Source organism: Paenibacillus mendelii, assembly GCF_024498075.1.
In the GTDB taxonomy this organism is placed as follows: Bacteria; Bacillota; Bacilli; order Paenibacillales; family Paenibacillaceae; genus Paenibacillus_Z; species Paenibacillus_Z mendelii.
Genome location: NZ_JANHOF010000003.1, coordinates 78,912 through 96,430, shown reverse-complemented (window position 1 = coordinate 96,430; position 17,519 = coordinate 78,912). Strand labels below are relative to the sequence as shown.

Below are 17,519 nucleotides of genomic sequence, written 5' to 3'. Positions count from 1 at the left end.
GCCTATTTCTCACCTTCAATCTCAGCTGCTGCGACCGGTACATAACCGGCAGCCTGATAGACCATCTCCGAGAACTTAACGACCTTGTATGCGAACTCGCCGGATACAAGCACCTCATGACGGCCGAGAATGGCGTCGATAAAGCTCTTGTCCTGATTCGTGGTCGACTTTGGAAGCTCCGGCACGATGGCCTCTTGACCAAGACGGCGCAGCGTGATTTTTCCATTATCATAGAAAATAGCGCCATCTTCTCCGCAGAATACATATGTCTCATGCCAGCAAGGTGCGTACCCGACAAGATTCAGGCCCGCAACAGCTCCCTCGGCGAACCGGATGGAGGTGAAGGTATCGATCTCTACCGGTGATCCATGCATATGTAACTGTGGCTTCACTTCTACTGGGGTAAGGCCTGTCGTCCACAGCAGCACGTCGATGATGTGACTGCCGGAATCCATCAAGAAGCCGCCGCCGGAGAGAGACGGGTTCTGGCGCCATGTGCCGGGCGTTCCCTGCTTCCACTCTTGATATAGCGAAGCGGTTATGGAAGTAAGCTTGCCAATCTCGCCCTTGGCGATGGCATCCCGGATGTATATGAACTCTGGTTGGAAGTGCCGTTGATACGATACTTGAACGATCTTGCCGACTCTCTCGGCCGTTCGGATGAGCAGCTCCGCTTCCGCCGACGAACAGGTCATCGGTTTCTCGATCAAGACGTGAAGGCCTTTCTCCAGAACATCGGTCGCTTGCTGAAAATGTAGGGTATGAGGTGAACAAATGACAACCGCGTCCAACTCCACCTGATCCAGCATGTCCGTATAATCGGAGAATTGCTTGACGTCCTTCAAGCTGAATTTCTCGGCGAATGAATTGCGGGTCTCGACACTCGTATCCGCTATAGCGGTGATTACGACCTCCGGCAGCTCGAGCAGCTGACGGGCATGCCATTGCGATATTCCTCCCGTACCAATCATACCTACGCGAATCTTGCTCATTCCTCTAACCTCCTACATGAAATATAAAATTTGAACGGCTTCATTCCTCATGCCTATGTTGAATTCATAAGACCTGAACAAAATAACGGACTTAGGAGTGACAACACGGTTATTGTAAGCGCGCCCAATCAATAAGTAAAGTGTAGAATTGCGACTTGCTGCGATCCTAGAAAAAGTCATATTCCGTGCGGTGTTGAAAACGCGGCCGCAGGAAGGACTTCTATAAGTATATTGACAGGCGGAGACAATAATCTGAGAATAAGCTGTATAGACAGCTCGCATATAAGCAGCCGCATTCACCTAGAACGGATTACAAGCTGCAACCATCATCCTTCTATCGAGGAGGCTACATGAACAAATATACGTTTCCCACCTTCTGCGGCTTTGTTATGATCAGTGTGATTCTTTTCTTTCTTCTTACCTGGCTTCTGGGGCCGGATTCCGATACCGGCTTAGTCCTTGTTGTCGCCATGATCTGCTCGCTGCAGCTTTCCTTTATTACAGCGTTAATCGTGAGTAATGGCAGGAAGCGCAAATGAATGATTGAAGGGCTTAATCATAGCAGCGTCTAATCTGGGGCGAACAACGAACAACCGGGTGCTCATCGGCACCCGGTTGTTTGTATGCTAGAACGCTCGCGGGCAGACCTATGAAGCGGACCGTACCCGATTATTCCTTCTATATAATAGAAGTTTATTGTTTGACGTTAATTTCTTCAATCACTTGCTCGATGAACGCCGACAGCCCCTTGGTGCCAATGTCGCCCTCGCCCCGCTTGCGGATCGCTACCGACTGCTCCGACCGCTCGTTCTCGCCAAGCACCAGCATGTACGGAACTTTCTCCAGCTGCGCTTCGCGGATCTTGTAGCCCAGCTTCTCATTGCGCTCATCCAGCTCAACCCGGATCCCCGCCTGCCTAAGCGCCTGCTTGACCTCATATGCATAGTCGACGAAATTGTCCGATACCGGCAGCAGCTTCACTTGTACCGGCGCAAGCCATAGCGGGAATTGACCGCTGTAATGCTCGGTCAGAATGCCGACAAAGCGGTCGATCGAGCCATAGATCGCCCGGTGGATTACGACCGGCCGATGCTTCTGGTTGTCTTCCCCGATATAGGAAAGCTCGAATTTCTCCGGCATCTGGAAGTCCAGCTGAATCGTTGCGCACTGCCAGCTTCGCTTCAAGGCGTCGAGGATGTGGAAGTCGATCTTCGGACCGTAGAACGCCCCATCCCCTTCATTCACCCGGTAGTTAATATTCCGTTTATCCAGCACGCTCTGAAGCGCACCCTCCGCTTGGTCCCACAGCTCCTCCGAGCCCATCCGGTCTTCTGGACGGGTAGACAGCTCGATGGTGTATTCGAAGCCGAACACCTTATAAATCCGGTCAATCAGCTCGATGACGCGGCCGATCTCGCCATCGATTTGATCCGGTCGCACGAAGATATGGGCATCGTCCTGACAGAAGGTGCGCACTCGCATCATCCCGTTGAGCGCGCCCGACAGCTCGTGACGGTGCACCTGCCCGAATTCGGACAGCCGGATCGGAAGCTCGCGATAGGAACGCAGCTTATTCTTGAAGATCAGCATATGGCCCGGGCAGTTCATTGGCTTCAGCGCAAACTTGTTCTCATCCACCTCGGTGAAGTACATATTCTCCCGGTATTGATCCCAGTGACCGGACTGCTCCCACAGCCGCTGGTTCATCATGAATGGCGTGCGGACCTCATCATAGTCCTGCTTCGCCTGCTGCTCCCGCGAGAAGTTCTCAAGCTCCGTGCGGATCGCCATTCCCTTCGGCAGGTAGAACGGCATGCCCGGCGCTTCTTCCGAGAACATGAACAATTCCAGCTCTTTGCCCAGCTTGCGGTGGTCGCGCTTCTTGGCTTCCTCGAGGAGATGCAGATGATCATCCAGCTGGGCTTTCTTCGGAAAAGCTGTGCCATAGATGCGCTGCAGCACTTGGTTATCCGAATTTCCGCGCCAGTAAGCTCCTGCTACAGACAGCAGCTTGAATGCCTTGATACGGCCTGTCGACGGCAGATGCGGGCCGCGGCAGAGATCGAAGAACTCGCCTTGATCGTAAATCGTAATGACGGACTGCTCCGGCAGGTCGCGAATCAATTCCAGCTTCAGCGGATCCTCCAGCTCTTCGAAGATCCGGATCGCTTCTTCACGGCTGACGACACGGCGGGCGATCGGCAGGTTCTCCTGCGCGATTCTCTCCATCTCTTTCTCGATGGCGTTTAGATCGTCCGTGGACAAAGGCTTCTCGATATCAATGTCATAGTAAAAGCCGTCTTCAATAACGGGGCCAATTCCAAGCTTTACGGCTTTCTCACCGTAGATGCGTTTGATCGCTTGCGCCATGAGATGCGCCGTACTGTGACGATAAACCTCCAAGCCTTCCTTGCTATCAAGCGTTATAATTTCCACGTCGCTGTCCTCGTCAATCGGACGGTTCAAGTCGACCAATTGGCCGTTGACTTTACCGGCTATCGCCGATTTCTTCAAGCCGGAGCTGATGGATGCTGCAAGCTGCTCCAGCGTTGTGCCGCGCTCCACCTCTCGGACTGCGCCATCTGGTAGTGTTAGTTTCATAGCCATGATCATCATTCCTCTCGTGAATTAAGTTAGAAAACACAAAAAAGCGCATCTCGTCCAAAGGGACGAGTGCGCTTAGCTCGTGGTTCCACCCTAATTCAATCCGCTGCGCTCGATCTGCCGGCACTTCTGCCATGAAGATGCTCACACGAACGGATTCTCATTCGATCACATCCGTAACGGGGATGATCCGGTATCCCTTACTGCGCGCCTTGACGCGGTTCAAAGACACGGCTACAAAGGGGTAATTCCATAGCTAGTCGCTGAAGGAGCTTGCAGCTGATGCCCCTCTCTCTGTACAGCTTAGAAATGAAATCATGTCTTTGATTATCGCCTGCTTGTATATGGCTCAACATTATATAGCCTCATTGTCATTTGGTCAAGTACGAAAATAAATAACGGGCGTATGCTCCTATTTTGCGGTTACAATGTGGCTTTTTTCATAACTGAGGTGTCTAATGTATGGTAAAGCAAGAGGAGGTACCATCCATGTCAGGAGCTCATGACGCAAGGCCCCCTGTTTATCCGGATAAGCAGGGCGAGCACGAACCTTTCGCATTCATTTTCGACCAATATCACCAGCGGATCCGCAAGTATTTCGCCATGAAGCTGGACTCGACCAGCAGCGAAGATCTCACACAGCAGGTGTTCTTGAAGGCTATGGAAAATTACCACACCTTCCGCCAGGATTCGAGCCTCTTCACCTGGCTGTACACCATCGCGCACAACACGCTCAAAAACGAATTTCGCAAACGGTCCCGCACGCAGGAGACGTCCTTTGACGGGATCGATTGGGGCTCAAAGTTCATCACGTTGGACTTTGCTAATAATCTGGAAATTCGAATCGATATGAGTGCCGCTCTAAAAAAGCTGGGCCTATTGGATCAACAAATCATTACGCTGCGTTTCTTCGTGGACTGCACCCTATCCGAGATCGCAGAGATCGTCCATATGCGTGAGAGCGCAGTGAAAAACAGGTTATACCGCTCCTTAGAAAAGCTAAGAAGCGAACTAAAAGATTGGAAGGGATTAAACCATATGTCTATTCAGAAGATGATATCCATCGTAAGCAAGAATACGCCTGAAGGTACGAAGAATGAGAGCCAAACCAATGTGTACGAGGACTTATTCAACGAGCTGAACGTCAGCGTCAACCGGCTTGCGGCCAAGTTGAATCATCAGCCCACGAAGAAGGTTGTCATCGAGCTTTATCCCGATCTTCCCACCTTCCACGCCGCCGTTGGAGAAGCGGATGCGCCTGACTGGTTCATGGGCACCTATGAAGACAACATCATTAAGATGGTATCACCCTTGAATCCGGGACCGGAGCATACGTACCAATCGATTCTCAAATCGGCTACACATTTATTCGCCATGTGGCTTGTCACCGATATCAACCCTCGCGCACCCCGGTGGATTCGGCAGGGGCTGGGTGGATATGAAGCTGATCAGATGTCGCAAACCTTCATCAAGGACAGCATTCGAGAGACTGTGCGCAAGGGATCCGTCCCCACGCTGCACGAGCTGGAGAATGACTCGTTCGAGCTGCAGACGACCGGTGGATTCCAATTCTCTTATAAAATGGTCGAGTTCATCGTAAAGGAACACGGCTTGGATTCGCTCAACAAGATCATTCGGAATCCGGATGATTTTCAGGGCATCTTCCACTGCTCCGAAGCAGAGCTGCGGGCACAATGGATTGCCTATTTGACGAAGCAGCTATAAGCTCGAAGTCCATTAACCAATAGTCCGGGCAGCTCCCGGCTATTGGTTTATTTGTTTAGCTAGAAGACTTGAGCTGTGGCGTCCAATATTCACGGGTTATGCTGTACGTGTTATGATGCTCCCAGTTCCCGTTGATTCTCAAATAATATTCGAAAGAACCCTTCATATCGAAAGCCAACCTTCTCAAGCACCCGGATAGAACCGGCATTATGGGGCATTACGGCTGCTTGAACCCGGTGCAAGCCGGCAGTCTCAAAGCAATATCGGACCGCCAAGCCGACAGCCTCTGTCATGAATCCTTGTCCATTGCGTTGTTCATCTAGAAAATAGCCGATCGTGCAGCTCTCCCACGCCCCGCGGGCAACATTGCCGATGTTAACCCGGCCGATCAGCTACAAGCCGCTCATCTCCATCTAGCGGATTAATTAAAAGGGTTTTTACATAGAATTGCGAATACCTTTATAATCATTTTGTCATTCTGGAGGACCTATGATTACGTATACGATTTGTTTCATCAGACAAGGCAATCACGTACTTCTGCTTAACAGAGAATCGCCGAGTTGGATGGGCTGCTGGAACGGTGTTGGCGGAAAAATAGAACGTGACGAAACGCCACGGCAATCGATGATTCGTGAAATAGTTGAGGAAACCCTTCTGTCTGAGACCGAGTATCAGCTCAACTATAGGGGGCTCGTCTCGTGGACGGTGGATCATCAGCAGTTTGGGGGAATGGTTCTCTATTCAGCCGATATTTCGGAAGATGCCCATTATAGCACGCCTGTAAAGACGGTTGAAGGCATTCTGGACTGGAAATCGATGGACTGGGTGATGCATCCCAAGAATCAAGGTCTTGCTACGAGCATCCCGCTCATCATGAATTACTTGAACGAAGAGGCGCCTTATCATCATCATTGTTCGTACCTCGAAGGAAAACTCGCTGATACTTCGTCTGAAGCCATTACGGATGCGACTGAAAACTTGCAGCAGATGAACGAATACATCAAGCTTTTCAAGGAACGTACAGCGGGTGGAAAGCAGATTCAACCCCTTTACTAGCGGCTGCGGCTCTTTCTTTAGTACCTGCCATGGCTTCACTGTGAAATGCCAAAAGCCCTTGAAATCTACGATTTCAAGGGCTTGCTTTAAGAGACGCGCGAGTCATCCATGAATTCCAGCGTACTTGTTGGGAGAATTACTCCATAACTCGTATCAAACTTACGGCACCAGAGACAGAGGATACCGAGAACGGACCATTAGCTCTCATTGACCCAGACCTCTTCCCAGAAATTCGTATCGGGGTTAAATACATATTCCCAATACTCCGTCTTTTTGACATCCAAGCATTCCAGCTCGGGCTTGGTCCAAGCCAGTTTGTTGTGATTCACATCTCTTCCTCCCTTCGATTAGAATCGCCCAGCACCTGTGAAGATGCCTTTGGTAAAGTCCATTTTGTTCATAACGACTTCTGGATTTCCTGCATGATCGGTACTGTAGTATTCCACGATATGCGTGATGCCGGCAGTGGCCGTGAATGAACCGGTATACGGAATCCAGGCGCCGCCGTTAATCCGGTAAACCGTGCCCTTCACTCCGGATCCGCTGGTTGGATCCTCCGCCCGCAAAGTAACGGTAAAGCCGCTAATATAAGGTCTCCCTGCTTTATTGACGGCCATGATCGGGTCGAAGTGATAGAGCGTGATTGGTGCCGACTTGTCGAGCTTCAGCTCCGTCGATTGGAGGCTCTCGACGTTGCCTGCATGATCGGTGCTGCGGTATTCGAAGGCGTATACCCCGTCCTGCGACAATACCACGGGCTCGGTATATACCATCCATGCTCCGCCGTTCATCCGGTATTCCGTCATCTTCACCCCGGAACTATCGTCCGTCGCCGTGAGCGTTACCGTAATGTCGGACCGGTGCCAGCCGGATATGGGATCGGGTCCGCTGGTGGATGTAGAGACGGCAGTGGTAACCGGCGGAATAATATCCGGGTTCTTCCTGTCATAGAGATCCTCGACCTCTTTCTCGGTCAGCGGATAGTTGAAGATCCGGAAATCATCCATCAACCCGCGGAAATATTCGGTAGCCCCAGGGGGATCGAACCCGATCGTCACCTTCTCGGTCGTATTCTTGAATACTCCCGTCCACGCTCTGGTTGCCCGCAGTTCACCGTTAATGTAGTACTTGATGATCTTACCGTCCCATGTGACCGTAGATAAGTACCATTCCTTGAAGCCTACAGGCGTATCGGGAAAGAGATGCGTATATCCCGGACGATCGCCGCTGACCAGCCGCACGCCCGGTGATTTGCCGGAAGGATCGTGCAGGAAGGAATACGGCCCGTAGTCGGACGTGTTTCCTTTGGTCAAGATCGGCGCGTAGCCTCCTGCCCCGGCATCCTCTTTGTACAGCCACATCGAGAGGGAGAAGGACGTAGACAAATCAAGCGAATCGCTGTCTTCGACCAGAACGCCGCTTCTTCCATCGAATTTCGCGGCTTTCCCGACGATTCCATCGACGAATGTCGGCTTCCCTACAGCAGGCGTCCCATGATTGCCGTTGCCCGAGAAGTCCTCGAACGTCCCGTCGAAGGTGTAGAATGCAATCTGTTTGGGCGTCCGTTCGGCGCGGGTGGTGAATATCATGCTTGCCTTTGCCTCGCCGCCGTCATCATCGCGAACCGTTACGACTGCCTCGTATTGCTTATCCGGCGCATCCTTCTCCATGATTGCATAGGCGTGATCGAAGCTGCATGAGGATGACGTCGATCCGTCGCCGTAATCCCAATGGCAGGTATACCGATCCTGCCGTCCCGGATCAGTTACACGTATACCCGTCCTATAATTCTGCCCGCCAAGCAAGGTCACGCCATTGTCGACGATAACGGTAGGCGCCACGTTTGTTGTGGTGATGTCTTTGGTAATCCGGTGCACATTCCCATCCTTCATCACGTTATCAAGCTGCACGGAGTAGGTTTTATTATCTTCGTAATAATGGGTGACGGACATTCCCGTTGCCGCCGCCCCATCTCCAAACAGCCACTTGCTGGACGTTATGAGCCCCTCGTCGAAGCCTGCCGTAGTATTCACGAAGGCAATGGCTTCCCCTTCCTTAGGGTTCTGAGGCGAAAATTCGAAATCCGCCGGTTCAACTGTCTGCTCCAGCGTATAGCTGCTTGTATGTCCTTGCGAATCGGTTACGGTCAGCTTAACCGGATACGTTCCGGCGCCAGGGAAGGTGTGCGTCGGCTCTTTCTCGACGCTGATGGGACTGTTATCACCGAATTCCCATTTCCAGGACACAATATCGTTGTCTTCATCCGTAGACAGGTTCTTGAAGGTGACCGTTTGACCGCTGATCAGGCTGGTTTTCACTTTGAATTGCTGGGTGGAAGTCACAGAGCTGTTCCCATGATTCGTAAGCGGGCGGTACAGAATATATTTGGCCCACATCGGTTTGGGCAGCTTAAATTCCTGCAGCTCTCCATTGTTGGCGGTTGACGATTTAATGACAGTCGTAAACGCCGCATCATCCAAGGTCGTTGTCGAGATGGCAACCTCGAAATCTTTTACCCGCTGGCTTTCAAAAGATGGACGCGGCTTGATCTGGATCCGGTCGATGAGGTACTGCTTCCCGTCAGCCAAGCTGATTTTCACCCACTGATTATCCTTCACTTTTGTCGCCCAAGGGTTATGGTAGGTGAATTTCAACATGTTGTCCGCACTGTGGCCGCTGTCGTAGTTGCTGGATACGGCTTCTATCTTCGCGCGTTCTTCCAGCAAGGCAACGTTCTTCCCGGGGCCAGCCGGGTAGAAGAGCGCCTGCGGCTGCTTCGGCAGGACAATCGTGAACGATACTTGCTTGATGGCTTCGACATTGCCGATCAAGTCGATGCTCCGGTATTCAACCCGATGGTCACCCTCGGCTGCTACGACAATTGGCGTTGACTGATAGATCTGCCACGTTCCGCCGTTAACACGGTATTCCGTCTTCTCAATCCCGCTGTCATCCTGTGCGTCGAATATAATCGAGACAGAGGACTTATAATTGCCGTTCGCGCCGTCTGGCGCTGCCGGAGTCAGCGTGGCCGTTGTAACCGGTGGAGATTGATCTTCTGTCGTCCATTGTACGCTGGCGGTATTGGATGTAAGCTCTGCTGCTTGGGCCGTCGCTTGATCATCGCCTGCGTTCGTACCGGTATAACGAAATGTCGCGATACCATTGTTGTCAGTCGCTTCCGTAAACGATGCCGGATTTGCCCCGGTTATGTCGAGGGTCACCGGCATTCCGGCAACGGCCTGGCCTTGATCATCAAGGACGGCTGCCGTTAATGTGTGCACAGTGCCAACTCGAAGCGTCTTGCTCTGCGGTGATAGTGTTACGGTCGCCGGCAGTGTCTGAAGCACTTTCGTTGTCCAGCCGGTGCGAACGGCCCCGCCAAGCGGGCTGCCGTCGGTCACGACTGCGTCAATCGCATGGATTCCCACGCTGGCCGGCCGGTATGTAAACAAGCTCCCGTTACCGGAAGAGACGCCGTCTACGAACCATTCAATCGTGATTGCATCATGATCCGGATCGGCTGCCGTTATGCTGAATGCTTCCGCCATGCCAATGTACTGCTCTACTTGACGCCCAGCCGGCGATTGAGCCGTGATGACAGGCGCGCGGTTAACGTCTGTAATCGTTATTCTCGCATAATCAACCGCTTCCTTACCGGCTGCATCGGTTACTTTCAGTCCGATGTAACCTTGGAAGGATGACGTGAACGTATGGGATACCGATGCACCTTGAGCATCCCCATATACGCCGTCACCGTTCAAATCCCATTGGAATCCCGTTATCCCGGCAGGGCTGGCCGAAGCCGAACCATCCAGCATAACCGCAGTTCCTTCATTCGCGGTATAAGGTCCTCCTGCTTTCGCGACCGGATCGTCGTTGCGGACAGTCGGATCCTGCAGAAGCTGATTGATGACATTGACAATATGGGAGCCGAACGTCACCAGATTCGTACCAAGCAGGTTATGATCGCTAACAATTCCAGAACCTTCGGCCAGCATCTCCTGCTTCGTGAAGAAGAAATCCCCAGCGATGAACTGTGCCTTGAATTGTGCGATCTCGGTATCACTCATGTTCAGATTGCGCAAATAGCGGGTTTCATCGTCTGTAAGCCCGGAGGCGGCTACTCTCGTACGCAGCTGCTCCAGCCCCGCGGCTTTGTCATTCAGCGGCTGGGTATCGCTTGATAAGGCTTGGTTAAATTGTGAAACACGCTGACTCGTACGCTGCAATTGACTAAGCAGGAGGTCGATGTTGTCATTCAGCGCCAATGCGTGGGTTAACGCCCAATTCGTGTCGCCGGCTGCTTGCGCGCCTTGATATCTCTCTAGCAGCGTCCACAGCTGACGGGTGATCGCTTGCTCGTTTGCAGCTTCGTTAGCGAGTGATTGCATGGTTGAATCGAGAGGATGATTGCTTTGAAAATCAAGAATCGGCCTATTGCCGAGAGGAGTGATATGCTTGAAGTCCGGATCCGGGGGATCATCGGCAATGCCTTGATAATGCTTTGCTTGGTTGGCTAGTTGAAGCGTCGCCATGGTACGGGGGTCTTGGAGGCCGCTTCGCATGAGGAAATCCACAAACTTTTCATTCGGATTCCTGCCCGCATCGGCAGCTTTTTGGAGAGCGAACAGCTTTTCTGCGTACTTCTTGTACTTTTCCCAGCGCTTTGCTTCCTTCTCCGCTGCTTCCTTCAGCTTCGTGAGATCAAGCGGCGGAACGACGCCCGTCGTATATTCCACCTTAAATGCCGGATCAATGACTCCGTCTATCAGGTAATTGAATTTGCCATCTTGGCATTCATCGAAGACAATGGCATACTCCCCAGGTGGAATTTTCCCGTCCGGACCTGTGTACCCGATCGTCTCCGAGATGAAGATGCCGCTCGACAATGCCATGACGGAGTTTGGACCGCCGCCCCCGGCATCTTCGAGTTCATCGCCGTTGGACAATGCCGTTATGCTCCCGCTCTCCACGATATAGAGGTCGGTCCAAGAATTGATTCCATCAGCAGTACCCTCAGGGCAATGAGGTATAATCTGCATCTTGCCGGTATGAATCGTAATACTGGAATTCGCGCCAAGTGTCGTGTACGAATCGCCCTGTTCCGTCCACCAGATCCACTGGCCGAGCCCGCTTGCGCTTGCAGCGGGAAGACTTGCCCCGAGCAGCAGCACCATACAGATGATGGTCGCTATAAGCTTGCGTAGAATGATCACCACTCCAATCTCGAATAGTTAAAGCGTCAGAAACGTATCGTATCCCTACCTAATACAAAACGTATCAGCCATAACTGTAGCAGGCGGCCTACTATTAAACAAACCCAAAAAAACGCAGAAAAAGTTGGAAAAAGCTGGTTGTATCCAGATGATAAACCTCTTTCTTCTTTTACTTCAGTTTTTCATATTATTATGGCTGAATGCTGCGAAGACGAAGAAAGGAGCAAGACCCTCCCAAGAGTAGTCTTGCTCCGATACGTTAAGCATCAAATCGACAAGATACGGATGCAGGGCCGTGTTGTAAGCCTATACCCGCCATCGACACTCAACTGCCCTTTACTGCACGGTTTGGTCAATCATCATACGAATCACTTTTGCTATTTCTGCTCTTGTTGCTGTCCCCTTGGGGTCAAATTTGTTATCTGGCTTGCCTGTGAGGACACCAGAGGTTTGCATGGCTTTTATTGCTGGCAATGCCCAAGAAGATATCTCGGCTTCATCTGCAAATTTGCGCTCTACACTTGTTTGGACTAATGTCATCTTGGAATATTTAGCATAGCTCGCAATCATTAATGCCATTTCTTCTCTGGTTACAGCCTTTTCCGGAGCGAACCTGCCATTGCCAGTCCCTTTAACAATTCCGTTGTCGTTTGCCCATGCAATATAGGGTGCATAGTATTTTCCAGTATGAACATCTGTAAAGCCTGGTGTTTGACCGTCCGTCTCAGATTTATCAAGTCTGCCGAGTACGGTTATCAGCATACCTCTAGTCATCGTTTTATTCGGTGCAAACGTTCGGTCTGCAACTCCTAAGAACAGTTCTCTTGCCGTTACAAAATCGATATCATTCTTCGCCCAATGCCCTGTTGAATCTGTGAAACCTTTCGGATTATAACCGATCGCAAAGGTGGAGGCCTGCTGTGTTACAAATACAACCTTGCCATCGATCACTATCGTTTGAGGGATTATTACTTTTTTATTGCCGTCTAGACGATACACGACGATATTTTCACTTGTTTCAGTCGTTTCTTCCACATATGGAATAGAAATCTTAATGACACCATTGAAAACAGCTATAGGCTTGCCATCTGCTACAATAGTAAGGGTTCTAGCCGGCTTGTGATCCACATCCGCCGCTTTTTCGATCTTGATGACCAGGTCCTTGCCTCCAACTTGTGTGAGCATTGCTTTATCCAGTGCAATATCGCCGATCGGGGTATGGATGACGAGCTTCTTGTCACTCGCGGCCATACGGTCAACAGATGTCTTGCCAAACCCTACCTCAACACTTGCTGCAGATGTTGGAACATCAACTTTAATCGTGACGCTTCCCGACTTGTCATTTAGGATAACTGCAGCAATATCTTTGTCATCGACACTGGCAGCTGCATGCCCATTGGAGTCCACAATCGGATGAAGTATGATCTTCTCCTTGAGCTTATCCGTTGGTTCTTCTGGTGTCGGGTTCATAATGACGCCAGATGACATAATTTCGAAAGTCCCGGTCTTGCTTGTTATGTCTGCTGGTGTATGAATGTCGATAAAGCCCTTCAAATCCGTGATGATGTACGTTTTTATACCTGCAGTGCCTTTGGCTTTAAACGTCATACTCATAATGACAGCCGATTCATCCGTCTGAAAACCAGTGGAATTGACAGCAGCGACTCTCACCGTTCCATGGACCGGATCGACCTTGTACTGATAGAGCCAATCCGCCACATCTTTCCCTTTTACAGCCGTTTCATTCGATAATTCGAGAGCAGCGTGATCATATTCCAGTTGAAACTCAAATGTTTGGAGTCCCTTCGGATGATTTAATACAATATCGACAGTCGAGGTATTGCCGGCATAAGCACGTGCAGATTTGACCTCCAATTCAGGTTGTGCGGAGGCTGGTGCCGGTTCGGCAAATACAATGCTTTGAACCATCAGTGATAGGATAAGAGAACAAGCTATCAATAAGCTTCGCTTCTTCATATTGATCGTCCTTTTCTATGCATACAGGGAAGGCAATTCGCTGCCTTCCCTGTATACGGTAAGTTTATGGGTTAACAGGCGCGGCAATCCGATCCGCAATCATCTGCAGTAAGGATAGAACATCAGCTGTATCGACAACGTTATCACCATTAACATCTGCAGCAGCAAGCTTTGCTTCATTCTCTTCGTTTGGCGCAGCAACAATCAGCTTCAGGATCTCTGTTGCGTCCAAGATATCCAATTTATGATCCCCATTGACATCGCCTAATGTGAAGCTGGTAATCGTAATAGAAGCATCCTTTGTACCAATAGGTGTATGCTCAGGGTCGCCTGCAGCATTCTCCGTTACGGCTTGTACATTTGCAAAAGAAATCGTCGCCTTTTCATTATTCACAATGTCGGCTTTTGCACGGAACACTATATTAGCTATCACCGTGTTCTCATCGGTTCCTACCGCCGTATTAGATACACCTGCAAAGCTCACTTTGCCTGGCACAGCTGTGTTATGCGCACTTGTTTCCTTAAAAGCAGCAAACTCAAATTTTTCAAGTGCTAACAGATCTTTATTGAAATTAATGAGACCTTCAATGCCTACTAATTTGGATGCACGGTCAACCGTAACCGGTACCGTAAAGGTGCTGCCCTTGCTCACCGTTTGATCTGCTGCAGCAAGCAGCATCTGATCGGGGTTCGGATTCGAATTTTCATCGCCAGTCAAGTTCAATTCCATCGAAAACTGGTTTTTTGCACGGAAGAGCTTATCCTTCGTAACGGAATACCAATTGACCTCGACATCGTCGCTGCCTTCCTTGAACGTCATTAACATCACCATACCCAAGTCATACGCCATGAATTGGGCATCCGTTAAAACCTGCTTAACAGCATTGCCATTCACGCCGATATCTTCTCTTACAATTAGATCAGGATAACCAATATGTCCGGATAATACCAGCACTATGTTCTCGTGCTTGCTTACAAATTCATTCCACATATCGTCACCGTTATTACCGCCAGGCATGTATGAACCAGGGTCATCCATATGCTCAAGAGAAATCTGCTCACCCGTGTGATACATGTAAGCATGTGTAGTCACAATAATTCTTTTGTCTGGATTTTCTGCCGCTAATTCATTGGCCCAAGCCAATACGCTATCATCCGGCCCATACTCCAATGCAATAATCATATACTTCATCCCATTAATGTCGAAGTAATGGTATGTATTGTCCATTTTCCCTTCTACATATGCTCCGCCAAAGGTGGATGCTTGGGAATACTTGCTGTATGGGAAATATTTGTTGAAATTCGTCGTAATTCGACCCGTTTGATTGTTATAATCATGATTCCCGGGCACAAACACATAAGGAAGGGTACCATCCAAGATGGACATCCCTTCGGATGCCGTATTCCATTCCGCCGTGCTTCCCGGATTATTAACGATATCGCCTACACCAATTGCGAGTTTAATATTCATATCGTCCGCATGGTCCTTCATCCAGGTCATATAATTTTTGAACGCAGCCGGATGGTGCTCCACGAAATACTGTGTGTCTGGCAATACGGCGATCGTATAATCTCCTTGTGCAAATTCAGGCTCAAGCCAATTTTCCGTCTCATCGTCGTAGACCAGCCCATCGTTCTGATTGACGGATGTATCTGGATATACATCGTGGCTGCCGTTATTCAGCTTCCAATTCCCCATCAATCCCGTTTCATTTCCTTGCAAGGAAACATTGTAATTCGCTTTGATCTCTTCGTCCGTTCTAACTGTAGACCATACGCGAACATCGGCGATTTGACCGTTGAATGTCATAAGAGGCTTGCCATCCTCGGCATATCCTCTATAATCCGAACCGATTTTCAGCTCACTAACGGGTATGCTGGTTGGAATAGGTGATGTCATGTAGGCCTCATTAATCTTTTTACCGTTGATATATGTAGTCGCGGTATTGTCTGTGTCATCCAATGCCATCGCGACATGCACCCAATCGCCAACATTAACATTGACATTCGCCGTATAACTCAGCTCATAATCAGCGTGGGATTTCCAATAGATTCTTGGCTTCCCGTTGGTCGTAACTTCAAAGTTAAAGCGTGCGATATCGCGGTAGTAATGATCAAAATAATTACCTAAAATAACTCCCACACGCTTTTCGCTTGGCGTATTAGCAGGCACATTCACCCATGCTTCAACCGTACGGGGCGCAGCAGAAAGACGTTCTTTTGCCGCAATTTCCAATTGGCCATCGGAAAAATCGATGCCGCTTCCTGTAAACTCGCTCACATAAGGCGTTTCGATCTCAACCTCTTTTTGGAATCCGATTGCGGTGCCATTATTTTTACCGGCTTTATCATGTACCACATTTAGGCCGTTCTCTACGGAGCTGTCAAGCGTCCAAGCATGCTTTAATCCTTCCTCATCACCTTTAATCCCTACGCTGGCATTGTCCTTAATTTCATCCAACGTACGAACATCGTTCCACAATCTCACTTCCGATACCTCTGCTCTTATGTGATGTTGGTCTCTTGTATCCGCACCGATGCCATGCAGATTCACGAGCTGAACCTGCTCCGGCAAATCCAGATTTTCAAAAGTATCAATGACAGCACCATCTTGAATAAAGGTAATTCTCTTATTCGCAGCATCTCTTATAACAGCCAGATGGGTCCATTCACCCGTCGTAACCGATTTGCCAACGGTCGATTTATCAATCACATTGCCATTGATAAGCTCAAAATAACGAAGCTGATTATTGACGGTAAGCTCAATCCCAAACGAAGTGCTCGCTCCCGAGCGAAAATTCCCAAACAAAATTTGGCGGTGATTGGGATTTACTGCAAATTTCGCGCGCATCTCAAATGTGGCTGGAATATTGTCCAGCTTCTTCTGAAGCTGGACGGAGTTACTCTTCGCTGGATCAAAGATCAGCCCTTCGATATGGCTTGGCTCAGCAGCCTGCGGCGAAGTGGAGGGGCCTTCTTCTGCTTGAGTGGAAGCAAACACAGAGCTTGACATCAGCATTAATATCGCTAGAGTAAGTGTCAGTAATCTTGCCATTTTCATTTTCATCTTCATCGTCCTTTTCCCCTTTGGCTCGGATATTCTATTTAAGCTTGTTTTTCAAATGGGTAGCCGACGTTTCCATTACGAGTGCGAATAACAAGATGAGCCAAGTGATCGCTCCCACTTCACGCATATCCAAATAGAATGAGCTCGCCATAAACATATCGAAGCCGACTCCGCCTGCTCCGGCAGCTGCTCCCATCGCAACCGCCGCTCCGCAATTAATCTCAAACCTCATGAACGTCCACGACATAAGATAAGACTTGGAGGAAGGGATGACCGCTTGAAACACGATATGCCACCAACCGGCGCCACTGCTTCGCAGCGCCTCGATCATGCCTTTATCCAATTCCTCGAACGACTCCGAGTAGGCTTTAATCAAGTATCCGATAGAGTGGAACGTCATGCCGATTACAGCCGCCACACTCCCAAGCCCCGCAGGAACGGCGAAAATGAGAACCCACAATACGGTTGGAACAGCCCTGATAAAGGCTACTCCGCCTTTAATTAAGGAAGAGAGCAGCGGACTGGAGAGATTGCGCGCTGCCAACAGACCGAAGAAAAGCGCAATGACTGCCCCGAAAACAGTCGTCAATAAGGCCAGGCAGATCGTTACCAGAACGGCAAGCAGAGCATCCTGGAACGTAAAGTTCGTAAATTGGGCCTTCGAAAACATCGCAACGAGATTGTTAATGGCCTCACCGATTGCGGCAAACACTCGAATGTCTTTATAGTCGAAGCTTATGAAACTGAAGATGGTCAGCACCAGCATCGAGAGCAGCGTGAATCTCAGAACAAAAGAAGCTTTATCAAACGGCTTCTTCGCCAGGTTCGGAATCCCCTTAGACATTTCACCGTCCGACTTGGAGCTCATCGACGACATCT

Annotated in this window: 11 protein-coding genes; 3 read left to right on the top strand and 8 right to left on the bottom strand. The window is 49.9% G+C overall.

Features of this window, described 5'->3' with window-relative positions; all coding sequences use genetic code 11:
* Positions 1–2 precede the first annotated feature (2 nt).
* A complete protein-coding gene (locus NNL21_RS11320) occupies positions 3–992 on the bottom strand; it encodes a Gfo/Idh/MocA family protein (protein ID WP_204820879.1) in 990 nt (329 codons plus the stop codon).
* A gap of 350 nt (positions 993–1,342) precedes the next feature.
* Between NNL21_RS11320 and NNL21_RS11315 the strand changes: the two genes are divergently transcribed.
* Positions 1,343–1,531, top strand: coding sequence for a hypothetical protein (locus tag NNL21_RS11315; protein WP_204820878.1), 189 nt, complete (start codon positions 1,343–1,345; stop codon positions 1,529–1,531).
* A 154-nt stretch (positions 1,532–1,685) separates the two neighbouring features.
* Here NNL21_RS11315 and thrS read toward each other — a convergent pair whose 3' ends face one another.
* Positions 1,686–3,599: a threonine--tRNA ligase gene (gene thrS, locus NNL21_RS11310; RefSeq protein ID WP_204820877.1), complete on the bottom strand. Its 1,914-nt coding sequence runs from the start codon at positions 3,597–3,599 to the stop codon at positions 1,686–1,688.
* Positions 3,600–4,085: 486 nt separating this feature from the next.
* Between thrS and NNL21_RS11305 the strand changes: the two genes are divergently transcribed.
* Positions 4,086–5,321: an RNA polymerase sigma factor gene (locus NNL21_RS11305; protein WP_204820876.1), complete on the top strand. Its 1,236-nt coding sequence runs from the start codon at positions 4,086–4,088 to the stop codon at positions 5,319–5,321.
* Positions 5,322–5,431: 110 nt separating this feature from the next.
* Here the strand turns inward: NNL21_RS11305 and NNL21_RS11300 are convergent, their stop codons facing one another.
* Positions 5,432–5,656 carry a GNAT family N-acetyltransferase gene (locus tag NNL21_RS11300; protein ID WP_256555226.1) on the bottom strand — a complete coding sequence of 75 codons (225 nt, stop codon included), beginning with the start codon at positions 5,654–5,656 and terminating at the stop codon, positions 5,432–5,434.
* Positions 5,657–5,810: 154 nt separating this feature from the next.
* Here NNL21_RS11300 and NNL21_RS11295 point away from each other — a divergent pair, with 154 nt between their 5' ends.
* A complete protein-coding gene (locus tag NNL21_RS11295) occupies positions 5,811–6,377 on the top strand; it encodes an NUDIX hydrolase (protein WP_204820875.1) in 567 nt (188 codons plus the stop codon).
* Between the two features lie 197 nt (positions 6,378–6,574).
* Here NNL21_RS11295 and NNL21_RS11290 read toward each other — a convergent pair whose 3' ends face one another.
* The 5 genes from NNL21_RS11290 to NNL21_RS11270 all read right to left on the bottom strand — a co-directional run bounded on the left by NNL21_RS11290 (position 6,575) and on the right by NNL21_RS11270 (position 17,508).
* Complete coding sequence (locus NNL21_RS11290) at positions 6,575–6,706, bottom strand: hypothetical protein (protein WP_256555172.1); 132 nt, start codon at positions 6,704–6,706, stop codon at positions 6,575–6,577.
* A gap of 18 nt (positions 6,707–6,724) precedes the next feature.
* On the bottom strand, positions 6,725–11,596 hold the full coding sequence (locus NNL21_RS11285) for an OmpL47-type beta-barrel domain-containing protein (protein WP_204820874.1): 4,872 nt from the start codon (positions 11,594–11,596) through the stop codon (positions 6,725–6,727).
* Between the two features lie 336 nt (positions 11,597–11,932).
* The gene (locus NNL21_RS11280) at positions 11,933–13,573 is read right to left on the bottom strand and encodes an S-layer homology domain-containing protein (RefSeq protein ID WP_204820873.1); all 1,641 of its coding nucleotides are present in this window, start codon (positions 13,571–13,573) and stop codon (positions 11,933–11,935) included.
* A gap of 64 nt (positions 13,574–13,637) precedes the next feature.
* Positions 13,638–16,646, bottom strand: coding sequence for a LamG-like jellyroll fold domain-containing protein (locus tag NNL21_RS11275; protein ID WP_204820872.1), 3,009 nt, complete (start codon positions 16,644–16,646; stop codon positions 13,638–13,640).
* A 28-nt stretch (positions 16,647–16,674) separates the two neighbouring features.
* A complete protein-coding gene (locus NNL21_RS11270) occupies positions 16,675–17,508 on the bottom strand; it encodes a PhnE/PtxC family ABC transporter permease (protein ID WP_204820930.1) in 834 nt (277 codons plus the stop codon).
* Positions 17,509–17,519: the final 11 nt, after the last annotated feature.

Bases quoted from the DNA above. Each gene is read 5' to 3' on its own strand.
- NNL21_RS11320 (WP_204820879.1), bottom strand. From the start codon at position 992: ATGAGCAAGATTCGCGTAGGTATGATTGGTACGGGAGGAATATCGCAA.
- NNL21_RS11315 (WP_204820878.1), top strand. From the start codon at position 1,343: ATGAACAAATATACGTTTCCCACCTTCTGCGGCTTTGTTATGATCAGT.
- NNL21_RS11270 (WP_204820930.1), bottom strand. From the start codon at position 17,508: ATGAGCTCCAAGTCGGACGGTGAAATGTCTAAGGGGATTCCGAACCTG.
- NNL21_RS11275 (WP_204820872.1), bottom strand. From the start codon at position 16,646: ATGAAGATGAAAATGAAAATGGCAAGATTACTGACACTTACTCTAGCG.
- thrS (WP_204820877.1), bottom strand. From the start codon at position 3,599: ATGGCTATGAAACTAACACTACCAGATGGCGCAGTCCGAGAGGTGGAG.
- NNL21_RS11305 (WP_204820876.1), top strand. From the start codon at position 4,086: ATGTCAGGAGCTCATGACGCAAGGCCCCCTGTTTATCCGGATAAGCAG.
- NNL21_RS11295 (WP_204820875.1), top strand. From the start codon at position 5,811: ATGATTACGTATACGATTTGTTTCATCAGACAAGGCAATCACGTACTT.
- NNL21_RS11280 (WP_204820873.1), bottom strand. From the start codon at position 13,573: ATGAAGAAGCGAAGCTTATTGATAGCTTGTTCTCTTATCCTATCACTG.